The organism is Arthrospira sp. PCC 9901, assembly GCF_059013425.1.
Window position 1 is genome coordinate 5,213,651 of record NZ_CP102296.1, and the last position, 23,447, is coordinate 5,237,097.

The following is a 23,447-nucleotide window of genomic DNA, read 5'->3' on the forward strand; positions in this document are numbered from 1 at the left end:
TGATGCTAGGTGAGAAATCAAAGAGAATCTGAATTGGAATCTAAGATCACCCCAGAGGGAGGGTCAGAGACAGACCCATGGGGGTAAGCTAGTTTTTGTTCGGCTAGGCGTTTGGGTTCTAAATACAAGTTTTCCACTAAGGCTGCAATTCCCGCGCACCAAGGTGGAACTATCAACGCCCCAATTAGCCCTAAAAGCTGCACCCCTGCTAAAACTGATAAAAGCTGATATAGGGGATGTACACCTACTGAAGACCCCACCAATAAGGGATCGAGAACGTAGGTTTCCAGGTTCTGCACGATTACATACAGTAGTAACACCCAAAAAAATAGAAATCCACCTTTGGCTAGGGCTACCACGAGGGCGGGAATTGCTCCTAAAATTGGACCCAGGAAGGGGATTAAATTGGTAAACCCAGCGATCGCACCCAAACCTAGAGCATAGTCCTTTAGCCCTAAAAACCCTAAGCAGGTAGTAATACTCACCCCTAATATGGCAGATACAATTAATCTGCCTCTAATATAACTGCCCATGCGACGACCTACGGGCTGGGCTTGGGCTGCTAGGCGATCGTTCCACGGGTATGGGAACAATTGTACAAAACTTTTGACCAGAGTTTTGCTATCTGCTACCATATAGCCGGAGACGAATAGTGATAGAATCAGACTAAATACCCCTCCGACAATACCTCTGGTGATTCCGTAGGATCTGAGAATTAATTGCTGAGATGAACGAATTGTCCAGTTGGTCAGGGATTGGGTATCTACTAGGCGATCGATTAAGTCGGGGATATCTTCTCCCAAACTGCTGGCTATGTTACTGATTAGATCGAGGCTGCGTTCGGCGAAAATTGGTAACTGACGCACCAACAGGTTGATTTGATCAACCACACTCGGACCGATGATTAAACCTAATCCGGTGATGCCGCCAATTAGGGTTAAATATACTACAATCACCGCTAACCAGCGGGGAATTTTCAGGTTTTGCGCCCAGTTAACTAAGGGAATGATGGAGGCTGCTAATACCACCGAAATCATGATCAGGATAATTAATCCCTGAAGTTGCCATAATAAAACTAATAGTAAAACAGCACCAACAATCAACGGAACATTGGAAACTGACAGGGTGATATGTCTTTCCTGTCTGGGGGAGTTTTGGTCGCTCATCTTGGCGGTTAATTGCGTGAGTTAATCACAGATAAGGGGTTGACAGTGTTTTGATTTTAGTCGATTTCTGAACTAGAACGCCGCCTCGGAGGTGATTATTCTTGAGTCGCCCCAAATCCGGGAACTTTTGACGATAGATTCATGATCGATATAGTATCTACTAGCACTATTATATTTGAGAACCTATTTTAACCTATGAGATTTCACTTGGAAGGATGGCCGTTTGCACCTAATTATTATGCGATCGCCACTTATTTTATCTGGAAAGAACTTTTGAGGCGATCGGATTTACAGGTTTCCTATCAAGCCAATCCTTCAGCCCCCCATGATTCTAACCCAATTCTCGATCGCTTACTGGGTCAGTTGTCAATTCCCACCCCAGACCACCCTAGGGATAGTAACTCAGCAGATATCTGTTTAAGGGTTTCCCCAGAAGTGGATTTTACCCCCACTGATAGCCAAAAAACTGGGATTTTGACCGCCCCACAATGGGGAACTCTCCTGAATATCAGTCCCGAAAATGTGTCATTAGCCCCTAATATCACCCTAATTACCCCGACAATGTGGTGTAAGGATGGATTACTTCGCGGCGGTATTCCACCTCACCAGGTCGCTGTTATCCCCCCTGGAGTTGACACGGAAATTTTCCACCCGTTAACCTCCCCAGACAGACAGGAATTGCGTAAATCTCTGGACTGGGACTATTATTTTGTGTTTATCCATGTTAGCAACCTGGAAAATACCGATGGTCTTCGCCCTCTCCTCAAAGCCTTTGCGGGGGTGGTGGAAGTTTACCCCCATGCTAGACTGGTATTGAAAGGCTGCACCCCACAGGGGGAAAAATTACTCCTCGAAAGCAGTCAAGCTATTTTAACTGATGCGGAAGCTACACGAGTACAGCCTAGGTTAGCCTACATTGGCGATAATTTACCTTTGGAGTCGGTGGCGAAATTGTATCAGGCGGCTGATGTTTATGTGTCCCCTGATGTCGCACCGGGGTTAAATTTACCGATTTTGGAAGCGATCGCTTGCGGTCTTCCCGTGATTTATACTGAAGGTAGTCCCGCCCAAGAATGGACTCATCCTGATTTTGGCTGGGCGATTTCTAGCCAATTCCGAACCTTTGTGATTGACTATAAAACTCGGTTTTTGCTACATCCCAACTGGGAACATTTACTGACTTTAATGCAGCAGGCTATTGAACAGCCGCAAATCGGAACTATGGCGCGGGAGTTAGCCCCCCAGTTAGTCACCAAAAAATTTACCTGGAAACATACCGTTGACCGGATTTTAGAAGTTCTTAACCCCCAGTCAAAACCCCCGGCGGCGCTGGGGTTAAATATCGGGGGCGCTAACATCAATTCTCGCCCCCGTAACCTGGTGGTCGAAGGTTGGCGATGGTTGCCCCATTCTTATGCTTTGATTAATAGCCATCAACTCCTAGAACTTAATCAGCGATCGCCCCTTAAACTATTCCATCGGGATATGCCCTATGTGACCACCGATTGGAAGCCTAGCCGAGGTTTATTTACCCCGGAAGAAGAGGCGATTTTGGACAGTATCCCCATACCCCCAGAAGACCTGAAAGCCGATGTAACTTTGAGGATGTATTGTCCGTTTAACTTGGCATCTGCTGACAGTAAAAAAACCTTTGTTTTTGGTTGTACAGAGTGGGGAATTGTGCCACAAACTATTTTGCGGGGAATGGGGGTTAATTCTTTGAGGGAGGCTCATGTAAATTCTGATAGTATTATTATCACCGCTTCCGAATGGTCGCGCCAAGGTTTTTTGAATAGTGGCGCAGTCCCTGAAAGGATGGCGATCGTCCCCTTGGGATTTGACCCAAAGGTGCATTATCCCCTCAATGAAGAAGACCGCAATAGTCTCCGCCGTGAGTTAGGATGGAATGATTATTTTGTGATTCTCAATATTGGCATTATGTGGAATGAACGTCAGGGGGTCGCTAGGCTTTTAAAAGCCTTTGCACAAATTGCTGAGAGTTATCCAGAAGCGAGGTTAGTTTTAAAAGGTAGAGATGCGATTTTTAAGTCCAAAGAATCCATTAAAGCCGCCAGTAAACAAGTCTTAACTGATGCCCAAATGGATTTAGTTAAACCTCGGATTAGTTATATTGGCGATAATTTATCTGCCACCGAAATCGCCCGACTCTACAAGGCGGCTGATTTATATGTTTCTCCTTATTCGGCGGAAGGCTTTAATCTCCCAGTTTTGGAAGCCGTAGCCTGTGGAACTCCGGTTATCTGCACCAAAGGAGGGCCGACAGATGAGTTTACCAGAGAAGATTTTAGCTTTTATATTAATAGTCAGCTTAAATGTTTTCAAGATTCCGAAGGTGATACTAAGTTTTACTTAGAGCCTGACGGTAATCATTTGGTGGAATTGATGAAAAATGCCCTCAAAAACCCGGGTTTAAGGAATAAGAATAAATCGGCGGGCTGCGAATTTGTCAGGGCGAGATTTACTTGGTCGAAAGTATGCGATCGCCTATTAGAAGTGTTATTGTCATCTTAAAACCCTTGACAATTCTCACCATGGGATGTCTAATGGAAGATTGCCAATCAGTTGCATACTTAACAAAGGCTCGGTCAGCACCCCCGGCTGAAGCACGGGGGCTTCCTGCCCCCCGCTTTCAGGTAGCTGACCAGCTTAAGCCTTAACTGGCTACGTTCAGAGCAAGAGTTAAAGTTCCTACCCTGGAATGCGTGCTAGTTCCAGGCACGAGAACCAAATCGTTAAACAGTCCTAAGGGGTTAAGACAGTGCGATTTGGAAAGTACCGACTCTGAACATTAGCGAAGCAAACATTACCCCGCAAGGGAGTCGGAGCCAACCATAGCTCCATGGAGGGGCAACCATACCCCTCCACCCCGCAAGGGGGTGCTGGCGGCTAAAGCCGCTTGAGTCGGTTTTCCTCTCCGCGATAAATCACGGAGCTTCCAACCCTCCCAGGAGTTTTACGTGAAATACTTCTTTCTCTCAGAAGGGTGGACAATTGGACGGATTTGGGGTATCGGTGGCCTGTGGGATGTGGCCACCCAGCGGCGACTTCCAGATCTGCAAAAACTAGATGTATGTGTGTCCAACGATACAGACACTGAAAAAATGTGGCTGTACCGAGTTGAAGATGAAGTTCTGATGCTAGAAGTCAAACCCCAATGGACAGAATACCCATCAACAGGTATCGGTCAAGTAGTTCTCACCCGTCTAATTACTGCTGACCAGGTTCTGGACCGTCTGGGAACAGCATCAACCGAGTGCCGAGTCCAGGGCGGTCTTTTTTAGGAAAGCCGCCCCCCAGTGTTTAGATCTTGGGTTTTGCTTGCAATTGGTTCTAATAATCTATACAATTCTTTAACAAAATCTGCGAAAATTCTCAGCTTCTAGTTTTTGATAGAAGTAGGGGATGGATTGCGGTAACAAGTGTTGGTAGAATAGATCCCAAAGTTAGGACACCAACTGCAAACGCCAAAACCGAGCGTTAAAATCAAAAAACAGGCAAACTAACGAAGAATCTCATGGCTCATGGGAGGATATCGGAAGCCGCCTATAGAGGGCAGAGTTTTTGTCTGACCCGACCGTAATACCGGATACTAGATTGATGCTAGTGAAGGCTATGGCGGTTCAAATAGCGGGCTTGGTTTGTAATCTCTCATTTAAACGTCTGTAATTCACATTCATTGATTCTAGGAGGAGCGTAGTCAATGGGACTACCCTGGTACCGCGTACATACAGTAGTTCTGAACGATCCAGGACGGCTGATTTCTGTACACCTAATGCACACTGCTCTTGTCGCAGGTTGGGCGGGCTCTATGGCCCTGTACGAATTGGCAGTTTTTGACCCATCAGACCCAGTTCTAAATCCCATGTGGCGTCAAGGTATGTTTGTCATGCCTTTTATGGCTCGTTTGGGTGTAACTCAATCCTGGGGTGGCTGGAGTGTAACTGGAGAAGTAGCCGATAACCCCGGAATTTGGTCTTTTGAAGGGGTAGCCGCTACCCATATCATCTTGTCAGGTCTATTATTCCTGGCAGCAGTTTGGCACTGGGTTTACTGGGACCTGGAACTGTTTACCGATCCTCGGACTGGTGAACCAGCCCTAGACCTGCCCAAAATGTTCGGAATTCATTTATTCCTATCTGGTTTACTTTGCTTTGGCTTCGGAGCCTTCCACCTGACCGGACTATTCGGGCCGGGAATGTGGGTTTCTGACCCTTATGGATTGACGGGAAGTATACAACCTGTCGCGCCTTCCTGGGGACCTGAAGGATTTAACCCCTTCAATGCTGGCGGTATTGCGGCTCACCATATTGCGGCGGGAATTGTTGGCATTATTGCTGGACTATTCCACCTGTCCGTCAGACCACCTCAGCGCCTCTACAAAGCCCTGCGTATGGGAAATATCGAAACTGTACTATCTAGCAGTATTGCAGCGGTATTCTTTGCGGCTTTTGTGGTAGCTGGAACTATGTGGTATGGTTCGGCTGCTACCCCGATTGAACTGTTTGGACCTACCCGCTATCAGTGGGATCAGGGATACTTCCAACAGGAAATTCAGCGCCGGGTACAAGCAAGCATTGCTCAGGGCGACAGCCCCTCAGAAGCATGGTCTAAGATTCCTGAAAAACTGGCATTTTATGACTATGTTGGTAACAGTCCCGCCAAAGGCGGTTTGTTCCGCGTCGGTCCGATGAACAAGGGCGACGGTATTGCTCAAGGTTGGTTCGGACATCCAGTATTTACTGATGCAGAAGGTCGCGAATTAACTGTTCGTCGTCTTCCTAACTTCTTTGAAACTTTCCCGGTCATTCTGACTGATGCTGATGGAGTGATTCGCGCTGACATTCCTTTCCGTCGCGCTGAGTCTCGCTACAGCTTTGAGCAAACTGGGGTGACTGTTTCCTTCTATGGTGGTGAACTGAATGGTAAAACCTTCACCGATCCCGCCTCTGTGAAGAAATATGCCCGTTTTGCTCAACAGGGCGAACCCTTTGCCTTTGACCGGGAAACTCTCGGCTCTGATGGGGTATTCCGCACCAGTACCCGTGGCTGGTTTACCTTCGGTCACGCTTGCTTTGCTTTGCTTTTCTTCTTTGGTCATATTTGGCACGGTTCCCGCACCATCTTCCGAGATGTATTTGCTGGGGTTGAAGCTGACCTGGAAGAACAAGTTGAGTGGGGTAACTTCCAGAAAGTTGGTGACCAAACAACTCGTGTTCAAAAGACTGTCTAATGGCAGTTGTTGAGTAGTTGTCAGGACAGGTTCATGGGTATATCAAGACTGGTGGCAGCTTTCCTCAATGGTTGGCGATCGCCTCTGGTGAATATATCCGACCTGTCCTTTTTTTTGGTGAAACTCCCGAAAAAATATCCAACCCCTCCCTATTCTCCTAGACTGGGGAAATTGGGGATTAAGTTAGGGCAGGTTTTTCAGAGTGGCATCAAGACTGATAGACTGGTAGTTAACCCGGGATATGAGGAAACATTGACATGGAAAGTGTTGCATACATATTAGTTTTGACGCTGGCTCTCGGCGTGTTGTTCTTTGCCATTGCCTTCCGGGAACCCCCCCGCATTGGCAAATAACCCGCCAACAGCATTTGATTTTCTGATTCCAATTGGGTTGTAAGGGGTATGCTTCTTAGAACCCGATTGGATATGGCTTTCGTAAATCAATCAGCACCTATGGCAAAATCTGAATTTAAAGGACGTATATCATGCAATGTCCCGTTTGCCAACATACCAGTACCCGTGTGTTAGAATCGCGATGGGCTGAATCACTGAAAAGCATCCGGCGACGGCGGGAATGTCTCAATTGTAAACACCGTTTTACCACTTATGAACGCATCGAGTTGGTCCCTTTAACGGTGATTAAACGTGACGGACGGCGAGAATCTTTCGATGGTTCCAAATTGTTACGGGGTTTAGTTCGTGCCTGCGAAAAAACTGGCATCGCTTCTTCTGAACTAGAAACCATGATCGAAGACATAGAAGCAGAACTCCAACAGCGTGCCACCCGCGAGGTTTCCAGCCCAGAAATTAGTGAGCTTGTACTCGATCGCCTCAAACCCATAAGTGAAGTGGCTTATATTCGCTTCGCCTCAGTTTACCGGGAATTCCAGGGAATACAAGATTTTATAGCATCCCTGACCGATTGGGAACGGACACCCGCAGTCATTCCAGAAACTTCTGACCAACATCTACCCACTGAAAGCAACCACCCCACCCCTAGCCCAGTCATGAGGTAGGCTCCTCCCAGGTATACCGAAGGAGGGCCAGGCAGCTCATTGCTAAAGTCAGAGTTTGATGATGCAATCCGCCCAACTCTGGGGATAATCTTACCACAAATATGCTGAAGTGAACAACAATGGGGAGCATTTTTGTTGCTACCCTTGATGAGGATGATAATTTTGGCGACAGTGTTCGCCGTATTAGTCCTGATCATGTACTTTTGAGTTGAACAGATTTATCTGTTAAGGCAGGTCGGATGTCTTAGTTGTGCTCCACAACAGCACATCTAGCCTATCAAACATAATAACAATTGCCAGGCAACCGATGACAAGGGATAAACGAGGACAGAAAATCGCCATTTTTGATAGTGGTGTGGGGGGTTTAACGGTTTTAAGGGAATTGTATCGGCAACTTCCCAATGAATCGATTTTGTATTTTGCGGATACGGCACGATTACCTTACGGGACACGATCGCCTGAAGAGATTGTGCAATTTGTCCGCGAAATTATTACTTGGGCAGTGGCTCAGGATGTTAAAATGGTGCTGATGGCTTGTAACACCAGTTCCGCCTTGGCTTTAGAAGTCGTTAGGTCTGAGTTTGATATACCAATTTTAGGCTTAATTTTACCCGGAGCCAGGGCAGCTATCAGTCAGGGTGAGCGGATCGGGGTAATTGCGACCCCAGCGACGGCGGCGAGCAATGCCTATCGTCAGGCGATTCAAGAAATCAACCCGGCTGTGCAAGTTTGGCAGGTTGGTTGTCCGGCTTTTGTTCCGCTGATTGAACAAAATCGCATCCATGACCCTTGTACATTAGAGGCGGCGCGAGAATATCTAGCGCCTTTGATACAGCAGCGTATTGATACCCTAATCTATGGTTGCACCCACTATCCCCACTTAGCTCCGGTGTTGCGATCGCTATTACCAGCTTCGGTAAAATTAGTTGATCCAGCAGTGCATTTAGTGGAAGCAGTCGTCCAGGAGTTAGAATTACTGGGATTACGCCATAGCGACCGACCGCGACCGACCCGTTTTTGTGTAAGTGGCTGCGCCGAACAGTTTGCTAATCTGTCGGTACAATGGCTAGGGTATACACCTGCGGTCGAGTCGATTACTTTACCCACCCTGACCTCTGCGGCGGTGGAAACAGCCATTTCTGTGGGGGATGGGATAATTTAGTTGAGAAACCCGGTGGCTCAGAAAAATCTGGTGATTCCAGAAAATTGACTGAGAGAAACCGGGTTTCTTTGGGAGATTTGGAGTCTTCTAATTTTGGTTAAACTTGCGGAATGCTAGGGTGATGTTATGACCCCCAAAACCGAAGGAGTTAGATAAAGCCACGTCCACAGTTTGGCTACGGCTGTGGTTAGGAACATAATCTAAATCACATTCAGGATCGGGATTTTCCAGGTTAATGGTGGGGGGAATGTGGTCATGAGCGATCGCCAATACCGCCGCCACGGCTTCAATACCCCCAGAACCTCCTAACAGGTGTCCGGTCATAGATTTAGTGGAACTCACCGCCACTTTATGGGCGTGTTCACCCAGAGCCGTTTTAATGGCTGCTGTTTCCGTCGGATCATTAGCGGGGGTGCTGGTTCCGTGAGCGTTAATATAGCTAATTTGGTCAGGAGTTAATCCCCCATCTTTCATCGCCAAAGCGATCGCCTTAGCCGCGCCGATACCACCCGGAACCGGGGAAGTCATATGATAAGCGTCGCAAGTCATACCATAGCCGACAATTTCGCCATAAATGCGAGCGCCGCGACTCAGGGCATATTCCAGCTCTTCCAAAACCAGTATTCCGGTACCTTCACCCATCACAAAACCATCTCGTCCCACATCAAAAGGACGACAGGCATGGAGAGGGTCATCATTGCGAGTAGACAAGGCTCGTGCTGCCGCAAACCCCGCCACCGACAGGGGAGTGACAGCGGCTTCTGTACCGCCACATATCATCGCCTGAGCGTATCCTCGTTGAATTAGTCTAAAAGCATCTCCCACCGCATTAGACCCGGCTGCACAGGCTGTTACCGGGCAGCTATTAGGTCCTTTAGCTCCCGTATGTATAGCAGTGAGTCCAGCCGCCATGTTAGCGATCATCATGGGAATCATAAACGGGCTGCATCGGTCTGGGCCACGAGTTAAATAAACTTCCTGCTGATCCTCGAGAACTTTGAGTCCCCCAATGCCTGTACCAATCATGATTCCCACCTGGTCTGCATTCAGGTCATCAATTACTAATTCCGCATCAGCGATCGCCTGTTTACTCGCCGCCACTGCAAATTGAGCAAACCGATCCATGCGTTTGGCTTCTTTGCGCGAAATGTAGTCACAGGGATCAAATCCCTTCACCTCTCCAGCAATGCGACAATCATGGCGTGAAGCATCGAATAAAGTGATAGGGCCGATTCCATTACGCCCAGTTAACAACCCCTCCCAATACTCAGTAATCGTATTACCTATGGGAGTAATTGCCCCGAGACCTGTAACAACAACGCGCTTGCGGTTCATATCAGTCATGACTTTTCTATCAGAAGTTAACCACCCAGAATGCAGAACACAGGCAAAACCTCCCTAGGCGGAGGCTGTTACCTTAGCATCAATAAAACTCACCGCGTCTTGGACTGTGGTAATTTTTTCGGCTTCTTCGTCAGGGATCTCGATATCGAATTCCTCTTCCAATGCCATAACCAGTTCTACTGTATCTAACGAGTCTGCGCCCAAGTCATTGACAAAGTTCGCTTCTGGTGTTACCTGTGCCGCATCAACTTCTAGTTGTTCGGCGACAATTTTCTTAACTGTTTCAAATGTATCTGAACTCATGGAATGTTTCCTCTATAGGATGCCGCGTATTCCATATTATCGGAAAGCGTAATCCCCGCGATCATCATTTTCTACTTTTGTGGTAGATTCTGCTCCTGGGGCGGAGGCAACCTTTATGGTTTCTTTAGGTCTGCGATCGCTCCCTAGGGTAGATGATATATTAACAATGGCTCCTAAGCCCCACAGTCAATTCATAAAAATATTGCTATGTCATCTTCTGTCAAACTCAGATATGCCTATTTTCCCGGTTGTGTCGCTCAAGGTGCTTGTCGGGAACTTTATCAGTCAACCCAAGTGCTGACCGAAACTCTGGGAATTGAGTTAGTGGAGTTAAAAAAAGCCTCCTGTTGCGGTTCGGGTACTTTTAAAGAAGATTCTCAACTCCTCGAAGATACTGTCAACGCCCGAAATCTTGCCCTAGCGGAGGAGTTGAACTTACCCCTACTCACTCACTGTAGCACCTGTCAGGGCGTGATTGGTCGGGTTGATGAACGCCTGAAAGACTATCAGAATAGTGATCCGGCTTATCTGGAAAAGGTTAACCAACTTCTGCAAAAGGAAAGCTGCACCCCCTACAAGGGCGCAACCGAGGTTAAACACTTATTATGGGCTTTGGTGGCTGATTATGGTTTAGCGGAAATTGAGCGCCGGGTGACTAGGAAGTTATCGGGTTTGAAATGTGCGGCTTTCTATGGCTGCTATCTCCTGCGCGCCCAACATCAGTTAATCTATGATGATCCTCATCAACCCGAGTCTATGGAAAATGTGTTCCGGGCGCTGGGGGCTACACCCGTTTATTATCGAGGACGGACTCAGTGCTGCGGTTGGCCGATTTCTAGTTATGCTACCAATGAATCTTTCCAAATGGCGGGTAATCATATCGAAGAGGCGATCGCCGCTGGGGCTGATTGTATGGTCACCCCCTGTCCTCTGTGTCATCTTAACCTAGACTCCCGCCAACCGGAAATCTCGAAATTTCTGGGGCGATCGTTCAATTTACCCGTCCTTCACCTTCCCCAAATCATTGCGATCGCGCTAGGTATCAGCCCCCAAGCCCTCGGTTTAGACAACCACATTGTCTCCACCACCCCCGTATTAGAGAAGATCATGAACAATTGACAATTGAGAATTCTGCCTCCCCCTAACGATAGGTGTGGTGAGGGGTAGTTTCTCCGGTGGTAGCGAGAAATTAAGCAAGTTGGCAGTTCCCTATTAGGTCTGCAAAATATTACAGAGTTTAAAGTTTTGTCGCCTTGTGTATCCTGAAAGGCAAACACTAAGCTAAAGTGATCGAAGATATACGATAATCCTGCTTTGAGCAAACCGTTTAATCTGCATCTATATGTAGATACGGTCAAAACCTGATATCTTTGGGAGAACTTAATTCAATGTCTCATTCCGTCAAAATTTACGATACCTGTATTGGTTGCACCCAGTGCGTTCGTGCTTGTCCCCTGGATGTCCTAGAGATGGTTCCCTGGGACGGCTGTAAAGCTGGTCAGATTGCTTCCTCTCCCCGTACCGAAGACTGCATCGGTTGTAAGCGGTGTGAGACTGCTTGTCCTACTGACTTCCTCAGTGTTCGGGTTTACCTCGGTGCTGAAACCACCCGCAGTATGGGTCTGGCTTACTAAAGTCGCTCTCATGGCAGTTCCCCAAATCCTTTTGGGGTTAAACTGCCTCCGCACGGTTTCACCAATTTATTTAATTAGTCACAGAGGGTCCTGTCCCTCTTTTTTTTGTCTCCGTCCCCCTGTAGGTTGGGTGCAACCCAACAAAGGAGTAGGTTGGGTGAAGCTGTAGGTTGGGTGAAGCTGTAGGTTGGGTGCAACCCAACAAAGGAGTAGGTTGGGTGAAGCGCAGCGCAACCCAACAAAGCCCCTCTGTGTAGTAGAGTAGGTTAGGTGAAGGGCAGCGTAACCCAACAAATAGGGTTTGTATTTGTGTGGAAGGAGAGTCGAACCCAAGCCGTCAGTTACAGCTTGTTCACCAGTAGCTTAATACATTGCCCTCACCCTAAATCTGGATCCCAGAGAGGGAGAGGGACTTTGAGAGGTTATCAGATGATTTCTGAACAGGCTGTAACCCATGCACGCACCCACTAAAATTATGAAATATCGAAGGGCTAAAATAGAAGGTGGCACATACTTTTTCACGGTGGTAACAGACAGGAGACGAGAGTTTTTGTGCTTTCCCGAAAATATCTTATTATTAAGACAGGCTTTCCGAGAAGTGATGGCGGAATATCCTTTCGATATAAATGCCTGCGTTATCTTACCGAACCATATACACTGCTTATGGACTTTACCAGAAGGCGATCGCGATTTTTCTAATCGGTGGCGTTTGGTGAAAAACTATTTTACCCAAAAATGCGATCGACAATATCACGGTCAAATTTCGGCATCTAAACAACAGAAACAGGAGAAAGCGATTTGGCAACGTCGTTTTTGGGAACATTGCATTGTGGATGAAACCGATTTTATTAATCATGTTGAATACATTCATTATAACCCGGTTAAGCATGGTTTAGTCAAAGCCCCAAAGGATTGGCAGTATTCAAGTTTTTTAAGGTATGTTCGTCAGGGTCTTTACGATATTAATTGGGGTGCAGAAACGGAGATTGTATTTGATGAGAATGTGGGACGGGAATAAATTTTCATAAATTTGTATGATCTACCACACCCAACAGAGGGTAGGTTGGGTGCAACCCAACAGAGAGTAGGTTGTGTGCAACCCAACATGGGGTAGGTTGGGTGCAACCCAACAGAGAGTAGGTTGGGTGCAACCCAACATGGGGTAGGTTGTGTGCAACCCAACATGGGGTAGGTTGGGTGCAACCCAACAGAGAGTAGCAACCCAACAGAGAGTAGGTTGTGTGCAACCCAACAGAGAGTAGGTTGTGTGCAACCCAACAGAGAGTAGGTTGTGTGCAACCCAACAGAGAGTAGGTTGTGTGCAACCCAACAGAGAGTAGGTTGTGTGCAACCCAACAGAGAGTAGGTTGTGTGCAACCCAACAGAGAGTAGGTTGTGTGCAACCCAACAGAGAGTAGGTTGTGTGCAACCCAACAGAGAGTAGGTTGTGTGCAACCCAACAGAGAGTAGGTTGTGTGCAACCCAACATGGGGTAGGTTGTGTGCAACACGACATCGGGTAGGTTGGGTGCAACCCAACAGAGAGTAGGTTGGGTGCAACACGACATCGGGTAAAGTTGGGTTTCGCTGCGCTTCACCCAACCTACAACTACAACTACAATTATGCTATAATCGCGCAGAACCCCAATGATCTAAGTTTGAGGAGTACCAAATACTAATGTGTGGAATTGTTGGTTATATCGGCACTCAAACCGCTACAGATGTTCTCATGTCTGGGCTGGAAAAACTGGAGTATCGGGGTTATGACTCGGCTGGACTCGCTACCGTCTGGGAAGGTCAAATTAATTATCTTCGGGCTAAGGGTAAACTCTATAATCTACGCGATAAGTTAAGCCAGGTGGAAATGCCAGCCCAAATTGGTATTGGTCACACCCGCTGGGCTACCCATGGGAAACCAGAAGAATATAACGCTCACCCACAATTGGACCCCTATGGACGGGTGGCGGTGGTTCAAAATGGCATTATTGAAAATTATCGGGAACTGCGGGAAGAGTTGAAGGGAAAGGGATATGAGTTTAAATCTGATACCGATACGGAGGTAATTCCTCATCTGATTTCTGAGTTTTTATCACATCTATCTAAGCCGGAAACGGGTTCCCCTTCGGTTTTTTTTGAGGCGGTGCGTCTCGCGGTTAAGCGTTTGGATGGGGCTTTTGCGATCGCTGTTTTATGTGCAGACTATCCCAATGAGTTAATTGTTGCCCGCCAACAAGCACCCCTTTCTATTGGCTTAGGACAAGGGGAATTTTTCTGCGCTTCTGATACTCCCGCTTTAGTTCCCTATACCCAAGCTGTTGTCAGTTTAGATAACGGCGAAATGGCTCGGTTGACTCCTTTGGGGGTTGAGGTTTACAGTTTTGACGGGGAACGTCTTAATAAAAAGCCCCGTATTCTCAACTGGAGTCCGACTCTGGTAGAAAAGCAAGTCTTTAAGCATTTTATGCTCAAAGAAATTCACGAACAACCAGGGGTCGTGCGAGACTGTCTCAATGCCTATATTCATGATGATTGGCAGGTTCCAGAAACTAGCAAAACTTCCAAATCTGCGACTGTTAATAAGAGTTTATCTCCGATTAATTTGAACCTCCCTAATGCTTTATGTGAGGGTGTGGAACAGGTGCAAATATTGGCTTGTGGTACCAGTTGGCACGCCAGTTTGGTGGGGAAATATCTATTAGAACAGTTGGCGGATTTACCAACAACAGTTCAATATGCTTCGGAGGCTCGTTATTCCCCGATTCCACTGCGACCTAATACGATGACTATTGGGGTTACTCAGTCGGGAGAAACTGCTGATACTTTGGCGGCGTTGGCTATGGAACAGCAACGCAGAATTAATGCTGGGGCGGCGTTTGCTCCCCGTTTATTAGGGATTACTAATCGCCCGGAAAGTTCTTTGGGGCAAATGGTTCCACATTTGATTGATACTAGGGCGGGTATTGAAATTGGGGTGGCGGCTACTAAGACTTTTTTGGCTCAATTGATAGCCTTTTATTTGTTGGCTTTGGATTTGGCTTGGCGACGGCAGACTATATCGGTATCTCGCCTTGAGGAAATTATTAAGGGTTTGCGACAAATTCCTTCTCAAATTGAGTTGATTCTGAGCAGTCATGAACAGGATATTGGGGAACTTTCCCATGATTTTAGTGATACTCAGGATTTTATTTTCTTGGGTCGGGGAATTAATTTTCCCATCGCTTTGGAGGGTGCTTTAAAACTCAAGGAAATTAGCTACATTCACGCGGAAGGATATCCGGCGGGAGAGATGAAACACGGTCCGATCGCCCTGTTGGATGATAAGGTTCCGGTAGTGGCGATCGCTATGCCTGGTATGGTTTATGAAAAGGTGATTTCTAATGCTCAGGAAGCTAAAGCGAGGGATGCTAGATTAATTGGAGTGACACCCAAAACCAGCGGCGAGTCAGCGGAGATTTTTGATGATTTATTATCAGTCCCGGAAGTGGATGAGTTATTATCACCCATTCTCACAGTTATTCCCCTGCAATTGTTAGCTTACCACATAGCGGCACGACGGGGCTTAGATGTAGACCAACCTCGCAACCTCGCTAAGTCGGTGACAGTGGAATAATAGATAGCCAGAACTATTATCACCTATTTTTTTTAGGGTGTATTGACACAGAGGGATATTTTGAGATTATAGCCAATAGGTGAGGTAGGGGAGTGTAACCGGTTGGGGTTAACTGTTCCGTTGCAGATAAGCCCTAAATTGGGCGGGTGGTAGAGGTTTACTAAATAGATATCCCTGACCGTAATCACATCCTTGATTACAGAGAAAGTCGAGTTGGGCGGTGGTTTCAATGCCTTCTGCTACCACGACTAAGCCTAACCCATGAGCCATAGTAATCATGGTTTTGACTAGAGCGATCGCATCTTGATCATCGGGAAGGTCGGAAATAAATGATTTATCAATTTTCAAGACACTAAAAGGAAATCGCTTTAGATAACTCAGGGAGGAATAACCTGTGCCAAAATCATCGATCGCCAAACGGATTTTGAGGTGATGCAGTTGTTTAATTAAACTTTGCACTCCCGGAACTTCTGCCACCAGGGAACGTTCGGTTATTTCTAACTCTAAGCAATCACTACTCAGACCATTATTAGCGATCGCCTCTATAATCACATTAACCAGGTTAGGGGTTCGTAACTGACGGGGAGAAATATTCACCGCCACCCATAACCCATTGTTTCCCTGTTGATGCCAACTAGCCACCTCTTGACAGGCTTGTGATAACATCCACTCTCCCAAATCTATAATTAACCGACTTTCTTCAGCAATAGCAATAAACTGGTCAGGTCTAATATTTCCTAGTTCGGGATTATACCAACGCATCAAAGCCTCAGCCCCAACAATTTGAGAGGTAGCCAGATGAATAAAAGGCTGATACACCACAGATAGTTCATTTCTGCTTATGGCATGACGAAGGTGATTTTCAATGATAATCCGACTTTGAGCCTCATCATTCATATTTTGAGTAAAAAATGCCAAAACATTACGGCCTTCCTGCTTGGCTGAATACATAGCCGTATCTGCATTTCTCACCAATGTACTGACATTCTTGCCATCTTGGGGATAACTAGCAATGCCAATACTGGCTGATATAAATGCTTCTTCACCGCCCAGATTAAAGGGTTCACCCAATACATCTAAGACCTGATTAGCAATATATTCAGCCTGTACTAAGTCATCTAACTTGGGGATAATCACTAAAAACTCATCACCACCAAGTCGCCCTACTGTATCAGTTTGGCGGAGACATCCTATCAATCTCATACCGGCTTCTTTTAGCAAAAAATCTCCTAATTCATGACCTAGGGTATCGTTAATATTTTTAAAGTGGTCTAGGTCAATAAACATCACCGCGACGTTACTATGATTAGCTTGAGCCTGGATAATTGCTTGTCGTAATCTCTCAAAAATTAAGGTTCGGTTCGGCAGATCCGTGAGAGCATCATAGTTCGCTTGATGGGCTAAAATTTCCTCATTATGTTTCTGTTGAGTAATATCTTCTTTAACTGCGATAAAGTGGGTAATATAACCTTCCTCATCTCGCATCGGACATATAGAAGCGTGTTCCCAGAAGAGTTCTCCGTTTTTTTTCTTATTGTGAAACTCCCCAGACCACTGTTTCCCTGATGTAATCTGTCTCCATAACACATCATATTCCGGTTCTGTGGTGTAGCCAGATTTCAGGATGCGAGGATTTTGACCGATTACCTCTCCTGCTTTATATCCGGTGATTTCTTCAAATTTCGGGTTCACATACTGAATATCTCCCTCGGAGTCGGTAATCACAATAGAGACCGGACTTTGATCGCAAGCGCGGGAAAACATTTTCAGCTGATCTTCGGTTTTTTTGAGGTCGGTAATATCTGTTAAGGATGCTAGATAGGCTGTTTCCTGTTCCCAAGAAATTTCTACTACTCGCATACGGACGATTTTTAGCTGTCCATCCTGTCTCAAAATTTCTAATTCGGTTGATTCTTTGGTGACTAGGGGAATACCTATCAGTTCCCCTTCCAGTTGGCTGGCTGGGCGACCGAATAAAGCCTCGGCGGCGGGGTTAATGAATAGGGCGCGTCCTTTACGGTTGACTACTACTAAACCGTTGGTGCTGGTGCTGATGATGGTTCTCAGACGCGCTTCGCTTTCCCTTAAGGCGGCTTCGGCTGTGATGGAAGGGTTAACGATTTCCGGATTCTCGATCGCTTTAACGGTGCTGATTATATGGGTGACTTGACCATGGCGATCGCTTACTGGGGTCGATTCTTGGCTGACCCAGTGCATGGAACTATCTGGTTGTATAATTCGATAGTTCAGGCTGTAATTTTGTTTGACAAATAGCGATGTCGCATAGTTTTGCACCCAACTATATATATCCTCGATATGGATCTGGTTCAAAAATTGTTCAAAATTTATGGATGTCGGCTGGGGAGTTAATCCTAAAATATGATATAACTCCTCTGATACAATCATTTCTCCGGTGTTCATATTTAAACACCAACTCCCCGTTTTGGTCAGGGCTTGCACTTGGGCTAGGTGCTGCTGCTGTAGCTGCTGGTGTTGCGATTTCAGCTTGGAATCGGTGATATCTTCACAGATGGCGATCGCTCTCAAATCCGCCCCCTCTTGACTATCCATTGGGTAGAGTCTCAGGCAAAAACATTGGATCATATCATCTTTTTTGATGGCAATTTCTGCGACTATTTCTGAGATATTAGTGTCCGCAATTTGGGGCGATCGCTCTCTTAGCCAGGTGTAAATTTCTCGGGGTATTTGAGAATTTACTACTAAGGTTTCCTGGGCTTTCCTATTCGCGAAAATAATTTGATATTCTTGATTAAGTATGAATATGGGGAGATTAATGGCATTTAAAATCCTCTCCATTTGGCTGGCTTTAATATGATTAATACTATCGTCGATATGCTCATGAAGATATTGGTCAATAATCGTCTGATATTGACGCTGTTTTTCTTCCGCAAAAAATTGCCTCTCAATAGCCGTAAATAAATCCCCGACTACTTGGGAGAATAGGTGTTCCTGTTCACTGCTAAATTCTCCTAACTTAATCAGATTTAAATAGCATTGTCTATATTGTTGGAGAGTTTCCACCATTTCCGCGGCGGAGATATCGGTCTGGGTTTCCGGAGAAATAGCGATCGCACTTATTCCCCCCAGCGTTTGTAAATCTTCTTCCATGTCAGAAACTAGATATCCTGGGGTGAGATCTGCAGTCATCTCAATTAATAGCAGGGAAATGCGGGAAGTTAAACCCTGCACTGACCGTAAGTGAGTTATAATGGAAGGTTGGGTAGTCTGACCGAAACACTGTAGTAACTGCATTACCATCCATTCTTGATGGTTAACAATCAGTTGGTGTAGGGGTTCTACTAAACTCACCCCCAATGGTAGTGAAGCGATCGCATAACGTCTAGGCTGCGGAATTGATATTTTCATAACTTCATAATTATAGCTAATTTTATGTCATCTTCAATCCTGCATAAAATCGACAATTTATCATTATGATATACCTCCCGACATCTACTTATTAACCCCTAGCAGTAATACTGATTTCCCTAAGTTTGGCTTGAATAATCGGTGATCCCTATCTACTCAAAGACAACATATATCTGGTCTATGGCCAGATATTGCCCCAAAATCAGTAGACCTGACATAGTATTCAGATCCATCTTATCCTATTTTGATAACAGTTATAATTTCCTGGAAATCGACTATCTAAAGGCTAATTGATGCTTTGGCTACCGCAAAAATTTAATAAAAATTTAACAGTGCTTAATATTTATTCATATATCCGGTAAAGGCGATCGCTCCCCCGTCCGTAGAGTCCGTAGAGTTGGTAGGGTCGGTGATAGCCTGGTCCTAGTCATGGTAAACCCGCGCCCAGCCAGCAGTGGGGGCGCAAAATTTTGCGCCCCCAGTATGATGAATTATTCATGGTTTGGTGAGGTTAGGGCGGGTTCCTGTTAATTACAGGGGAGAACATGAGTCAACCCGCCCCTTGATGAGAGGGCGAAGTAATCGTCCTATCCTACATCATAGAAACACTCAGGTTGTAAGGAGTTTGATTACCCTGACTAAATACCCGGGCTACATAAGTACCAGGTTCTAAGAATTGTTGAATCTCCTCATCTTGGCTGCCAGGATTTCTCGAACTACCAAGGAGCCTTGTACGGTCATTATTGAGTAACTCGAATAATTCCAGGTTAGCATTAGCCCGGAGACCGTCGAGACCCACAGTGACAAAACCAGGTGACTCTAAAGTGAAATTGTAATAGTCGTCAGTGTCAACCCTGCCACCTTCGGTATAGCCAATCAGACCGCGTTGGCTGATCGAACCGCCTTCGGTGAGTGGGTCCAGAGGTTGTCCCGGTGGCGTGTCGTCTTCGATTATTGTAGTCGGACTCGCAGCCATATTGATTTCGTAGGGAGTTCTTGCTGCCCCCCTGGGGAAGACCCGCACAAAATAGTTGCCCGGATCTAAGGTTGTGTTGATGTTTTCATTGTTATTTCCCGGTCTGGCAGAACGTTGAAGGACATCACGACCGTCGCTACCTATTAACTCCAGGTCGGCGTTAGCCCTCAAGCCCGTCAGGTTAATATCAACGCTACTGCGTTCATTAAGGGTGAACTGGCGATAGTCGTTAACATCCCGATAACCGTTTTCTGGGAAACCGATCCGGTCTGTCTCCCTGTAGTCCGTCAGCAAACCGATATTGTTAACGTTTTCGGGGGCTTTGCCATCAGGATCTACGGCTACCCCCAAATCGGCAATCTTCAGGGTGTAGGGACTACGGGCGCTACCTTGGGGCCGAACGGCTACATAATAAGTGCCGGGGTCTAACTCTTGTTCAATTTTTTCGTCCGCTGTTCCTAGGTTGCGAGATTCAAATATCAGGCTACCAGAATTATCTAGTAATTCCAGATTGATATTAGCGCTCAAGCCTTCTAGAGCGATCGCCAGGGATTTGGCTTCGTTGAGCCGGAAGCCATAGTAGTCTACCTGGTCGCGACTGCTACCTGTGCCGAAACCTACTGTATCACTATTACTGTAATCTCCTGTTAGCACTCCCAAATCATTGAAGAAAGAAGAACCTGGTACAGGACCACCATCTGGGTCTACCGAGTCGGTCATCGCCATAATATCCAGGGTATAGTTGGTTCTGGCATTACCCACGGGAACCACATCCAGATAATAGGTTCCGGCTTTGAGTTCTTGGCTAATCTGTTCTGCTTGGTTGCCGGGACGGGTTGAGTCAAACAACAAACTACCGTTGGTCTCTTTTAGCTGAATGTCGGCATTTCCTCGCAGTTCGGTTAGGTCAATATCAACTTCAGCGTCACTCTCAAGAGTGAACTCATAGCGATCGGTGGTGTTACGAATACCGCTTTCAGCAAAACCAATGCGATCGCTCTTGGTGTAACCCCCTTCTAGGGAAAGCAGGTTCCCCACATAGAACTCCTGAAGCGCGTCGCTGCTACCAGTATTGATACTTAGTCGGTATTCGCTGCGAGCATTGCCATTGGGGAATACTTCCACATAGTAAACACCAGCATCTAAGAAATCGGTAATATTTTCGTTAGCACGACCCTTTTTCTCTGCTGTTTGCAGAGGGGTCTTACCATCACCGTCGTACAAACGCATATTGATATCCTGACGCAAGTTAGTCAAGTTGATATCAACAGAACCATTTTCAGTTAGTTCAAAGCGTACCCAGTCTCGTTCGTCCCGACCAGAACGGCCCTGAGTGAAACCTACACTGTTCCGAATGGAAGGGATGTTATCGACCCCTGGTTCAACCTTACCGAAATCGAGAGCCTCTTCGGGAGTGGCATAGTCATCAATGAAAGCAGTAGCTGCCGTGATACCCAACCGGTAGTTACTCCGGGCGTTGCCCACGGGGGTAACTTTTACATAGTAGGTTCCCGCTTCGAGTCCTTCCAGTTCAATTTTTTCAGCTCGGCGACCTGGGTTTGTACCTCGTTCTACTCGCTCGCCGCCTTCATCGTAAATCTCTACATCAAGGTTCGCTCTCAGTCGGTCTAGGGTCAAGTTAACATCGCTGTTTACTGGCAGGGTAAAATTGTACCAGTCCTCAGTGTCCCGTCGCCGACCTGTACCGGAACCAACATTTCCAGTCTGACTAACAGGGTTAGCTTCAGTAACTGGCCCCAAAGTGATACCAGGTTTGCTGTCGTCGTCTTCGATGGTGATAGGGTTAGCACTCATACCCAGGCGATAGTCCGTCCTGGCGTTACCTACCGGGAACACCCGCACATAATAATCACCAGGTTCTAAATCCGTGCTAATTTGTTCAGCTTGGCGACCTGGGTTAGTGGACTGATCGATAATAGTTTCGCCATCTGCGCCTAGGAGTTGGACGTTAGCATTAGCCCGAAGTCCGTCCAGAGTCAGCGATAATTCGCTATTTTCGGTGATACTAAACTTGAAGAAGTCTTGTGTGTCTCGGCTTCTGCCCCGACCAAAGCCAATTCGGTCAACTGCGCTGACTTCTTCTGGTCCGATATTACCTAGGTTTTCCGCTGTGGCGGGAGTGTCTTTGCCTTCTCCGATTCCTAAGGCTTCTGCACTTACCCCCAAGCGATAGGAAGTGCGATCGCTCCTGCTATTGGGAAAAACTCGGATATAGTATTCCCCTGCACCTAAGTTTTCGGTAATCTCTTCCTCGCGGCGACCGGGTTCAGTAGAGCGGAATATTACCGTGCTACCATCCCCGTCCAAAATCTCAACGTCAGCATTGGCTCGGAGTTGGTCAAGAGTCAGGTTAACCTCGCTATCGTTGCTGATGCTGAACTTATAAAAATCTTGCGAGTTCCACACACCATCTTCACGAAAGCCGATTCTGTCGTTGTTGCTGTATGGCCTAGGTCGTCCGTTGAGGTCGCCAATATTAATTACATCTACATCAGAAGATCCTATTACGGAACCTAGGGTGACATTAACTGTGGTCTCGCCTAAACCCAACACTTCCAACGAAAGTGTATCGTCTTCGGCGCGGGGATTTTCAGTACCGAGTTCTACTTTGAAGGTGCGACTTTCCCCGTCTTTAACACGCTTATGTTGCACCGGGTTGATGCTTTGAACATAGCCATACTCATCACTCCTGGCTACCATTGTCAAGTCGCTTAATATGGTCTCTAAGCCACTGGTAACTACGTTGACTAGGTTGGAGCTATCGGACCTTAAAGTTTCTACCGTACCAAATCCCAATTGATCAACCAGTTCTCTATATACCGGTACAACATCCCTGGTGACCGCGAAAATAGGAATCACTCCCGTCTCTTCCAAAGCATTCCTGACTTGAGCAACGCTGGGATAGTCTTCTCCCGTACCATCAAGTCTACCACCTGGTCTACCATCAAGAACTGTATCGCCATTATTGGCAGTGGTTATGCCTGCCGCTCCTCCCGCTCCTGCCTCATGATAGGGAGCATCTGTAGAAAGAACCACAATCCGCCGAGAATTATCGCGGTAGCCAACCTCTTCTTCCCGGAGAGCCACATGCATCAACCCCTCAAGTTGAGCTTCTGGAATGTCCCAGCCATTTCCAATTTCCAGGCCACCTAGTGCCTCCTGGAAATCACGCAAAGAGTCCGTTAGCGGCTGGTGGGTTTGGTATACATAATCGGTGGTATCACCAAAAGGCTGAATGGGTTTGTCGATGAAGGAAGCCAAACCAAATTTAGTGTCTGGTTGGATGTCTTGCACCTGTTCAACTATTTGGGGAGCTAAACGCTGCATAACCGGCAGGTCATCCCAAAATGAACCCGAAAGATCCGTTAGGAAAACTAAATCTATTGCTGTGGTTTTGGCACTGCCACTGGGTACTGTTGCCGTAATGTCAAAACTGATGTTATCTCCAGGTACAATAGTCACATCTACTACGCCTGGATTTAACGCTCCCCTGCCACGTACTGTATTGGTGATTGTGCTTTTCCCGCTCATGGTTTTCTGTCCTTAGCTAATAAGTTGTGAGCATACAAGGTTTTTCGC

The 23,447-nt window shown here is 46.6% G+C and carries 16 protein-coding genes and 1 pseudogene; 11 read left to right on the plus strand and 6 right to left on the minus strand.

Annotation, left to right across the window (positions count from 1 at the left end; all coding sequences use genetic code 11):
* Positions 1 to 17: 17 nt before the first annotated feature.
* Positions 18 to 1,166 (minus strand): AI-2E family transporter, encoded by a 1,149-nt coding sequence (locus tag NLZ44_RS23180; RefSeq protein ID WP_493751300.1) that lies wholly within the window; start codon positions 1,164 to 1,166, stop codon positions 18 to 20.
* Between the two features lie 195 nt (positions 1,167 to 1,361).
* Here NLZ44_RS23180 and NLZ44_RS23185 point away from each other — a divergent pair, with 195 nt between their 5' ends.
* A complete protein-coding gene (locus NLZ44_RS23185) occupies positions 1,362 to 3,698 on the plus strand; it encodes a glycosyltransferase (RefSeq protein ID WP_493751301.1) in 2,337 nt (778 codons plus the stop codon).
* 292 nt (positions 3,699 to 3,990) lie between these two features.
* On the opposite strand, the pseudogene NLZ44_RS23190 reads toward NLZ44_RS23185, so the two are convergent.
* Positions 3,991 to 4,178: pseudogene (locus NLZ44_RS23190) on the minus strand (hypothetical protein).
* Between NLZ44_RS23190 and NLZ44_RS23195 the strand changes: the two are divergent.
* The 6 genes from NLZ44_RS23195 to murI all read left to right on the plus strand — a co-directional run bounded on the left by NLZ44_RS23195 (position 4,145) and on the right by murI (position 8,594).
* Complete coding sequence (locus NLZ44_RS23195) at positions 4,145 to 4,468, plus strand: hypothetical protein (RefSeq protein ID WP_008051923.1); 324 nt, start codon at positions 4,145 to 4,147, stop codon at positions 4,466 to 4,468. The pseudogene NLZ44_RS23190 and the gene NLZ44_RS23195 overlap by 34 nt on opposite strands.
* A 419-nt stretch (positions 4,469 to 4,887) precedes the next feature.
* Entirely contained in the window at positions 4,888 to 6,417 is a 1,530-nt protein-coding gene (gene psbB / locus NLZ44_RS23200; RefSeq protein ID WP_008051921.1) for a photosystem II chlorophyll-binding protein CP47, read from the plus strand.
* Between the two features lie 33 nt (positions 6,418 to 6,450).
* Positions 6,451 to 6,699, plus strand: a complete 249-nt coding sequence (locus NLZ44_RS23205) for a hypothetical protein (RefSeq protein WP_493751302.1) — start codon at positions 6,451 to 6,453, stop codon at positions 6,697 to 6,699.
* Complete coding sequence (locus tag NLZ44_RS23210; protein ID WP_006619121.1) at positions 6,675 to 6,770, plus strand: photosystem II reaction center protein T; 96 nt, start codon at positions 6,675 to 6,677, stop codon at positions 6,768 to 6,770. The genes NLZ44_RS23205 and NLZ44_RS23210 overlap by 25 nt, the downstream gene beginning before the upstream one ends.
* Before the next feature lie 131 nt (positions 6,771 to 6,901).
* Complete coding sequence (gene nrdR, locus NLZ44_RS23215; protein ID WP_006668667.1) at positions 6,902 to 7,432, plus strand: transcriptional regulator NrdR; 531 nt, start codon at positions 6,902 to 6,904, stop codon at positions 7,430 to 7,432.
* A 307-nt stretch (positions 7,433 to 7,739) separates the two neighbouring features.
* On the plus strand, positions 7,740 to 8,594 hold the full coding sequence (gene murI, locus NLZ44_RS23220; RefSeq protein WP_493751303.1) for a glutamate racemase: 855 nt from the start codon (positions 7,740 to 7,742) through the stop codon (positions 8,592 to 8,594).
* Positions 8,595 to 8,681: 87 nt separating this feature from the next.
* Here the strand turns inward: murI and fabF are convergent, their stop codons facing one another.
* Together fabF and acpP are read right to left on the minus strand one after the other, a co-directional pair.
* Positions 8,682 to 9,938 (minus strand): beta-ketoacyl-ACP synthase II, encoded by a 1,257-nt coding sequence (gene fabF / locus NLZ44_RS23225; protein ID WP_493751304.1) that lies wholly within the window; start codon positions 9,936 to 9,938, stop codon positions 8,682 to 8,684.
* A gap of 54 nt (positions 9,939 to 9,992) precedes the next feature.
* Positions 9,993 to 10,241, minus strand: coding sequence for an acyl carrier protein (acpP, locus tag NLZ44_RS23230; RefSeq protein WP_493751305.1), 249 nt, complete (start codon positions 10,239 to 10,241; stop codon positions 9,993 to 9,995).
* A gap of 207 nt (positions 10,242 to 10,448) precedes the next feature.
* Between acpP and NLZ44_RS23235 the strand changes: the two genes are divergently transcribed.
* From NLZ44_RS23235 to glmS, 4 genes are all read left to right on the plus strand, one after another.
* A complete protein-coding gene (locus NLZ44_RS23235; RefSeq protein ID WP_006668666.1) occupies positions 10,449 to 11,360 on the plus strand; it encodes a CoB--CoM heterodisulfide reductase iron-sulfur subunit B family protein in 912 nt (303 codons plus the stop codon).
* Positions 11,361 to 11,629: 269 nt separating this feature from the next.
* Entirely contained in the window at positions 11,630 to 11,875 is a 246-nt protein-coding gene (psaC, locus tag NLZ44_RS23240) for a photosystem I iron-sulfur center protein PsaC (protein WP_006616272.1), read from the plus strand.
* A gap of 454 nt (positions 11,876 to 12,329) precedes the next feature.
* Positions 12,330 to 12,893: an REP-associated tyrosine transposase gene (locus NLZ44_RS23245; RefSeq protein ID WP_493751306.1), complete on the plus strand. Its 564-nt coding sequence runs from the start codon at positions 12,330 to 12,332 to the stop codon at positions 12,891 to 12,893.
* A 659-nt stretch (positions 12,894 to 13,552) separates the two neighbouring features.
* Positions 13,553 to 15,484: a glutamine--fructose-6-phosphate transaminase (isomerizing) gene (gene glmS / locus NLZ44_RS23250; protein WP_493751307.1), complete on the plus strand. Its 1,932-nt coding sequence runs from the start codon at positions 13,553 to 13,555 to the stop codon at positions 15,482 to 15,484.
* Between the two features lie 108 nt (positions 15,485 to 15,592).
* Here the strand turns inward: glmS and NLZ44_RS23255 are convergent, their stop codons facing one another.
* Positions 15,593 to 18,871 (minus strand): bifunctional diguanylate cyclase/phosphodiesterase, encoded by a 3,279-nt coding sequence (locus tag NLZ44_RS23255; protein WP_493751308.1) that lies wholly within the window; start codon positions 18,869 to 18,871, stop codon positions 15,593 to 15,595.
* Positions 18,872 to 19,463: 592 nt separating this feature from the next.
* Positions 19,464 to 23,399 carry a pre-peptidase C-terminal domain-containing protein gene (locus tag NLZ44_RS23260; RefSeq protein ID WP_493751309.1) on the minus strand — a complete coding sequence of 1,312 codons (3,936 nt, stop codon included), beginning with the start codon at positions 23,397 to 23,399 and terminating at the stop codon, positions 19,464 to 19,466.
* Positions 23,400 to 23,447 lie beyond the last annotated feature (48 nt).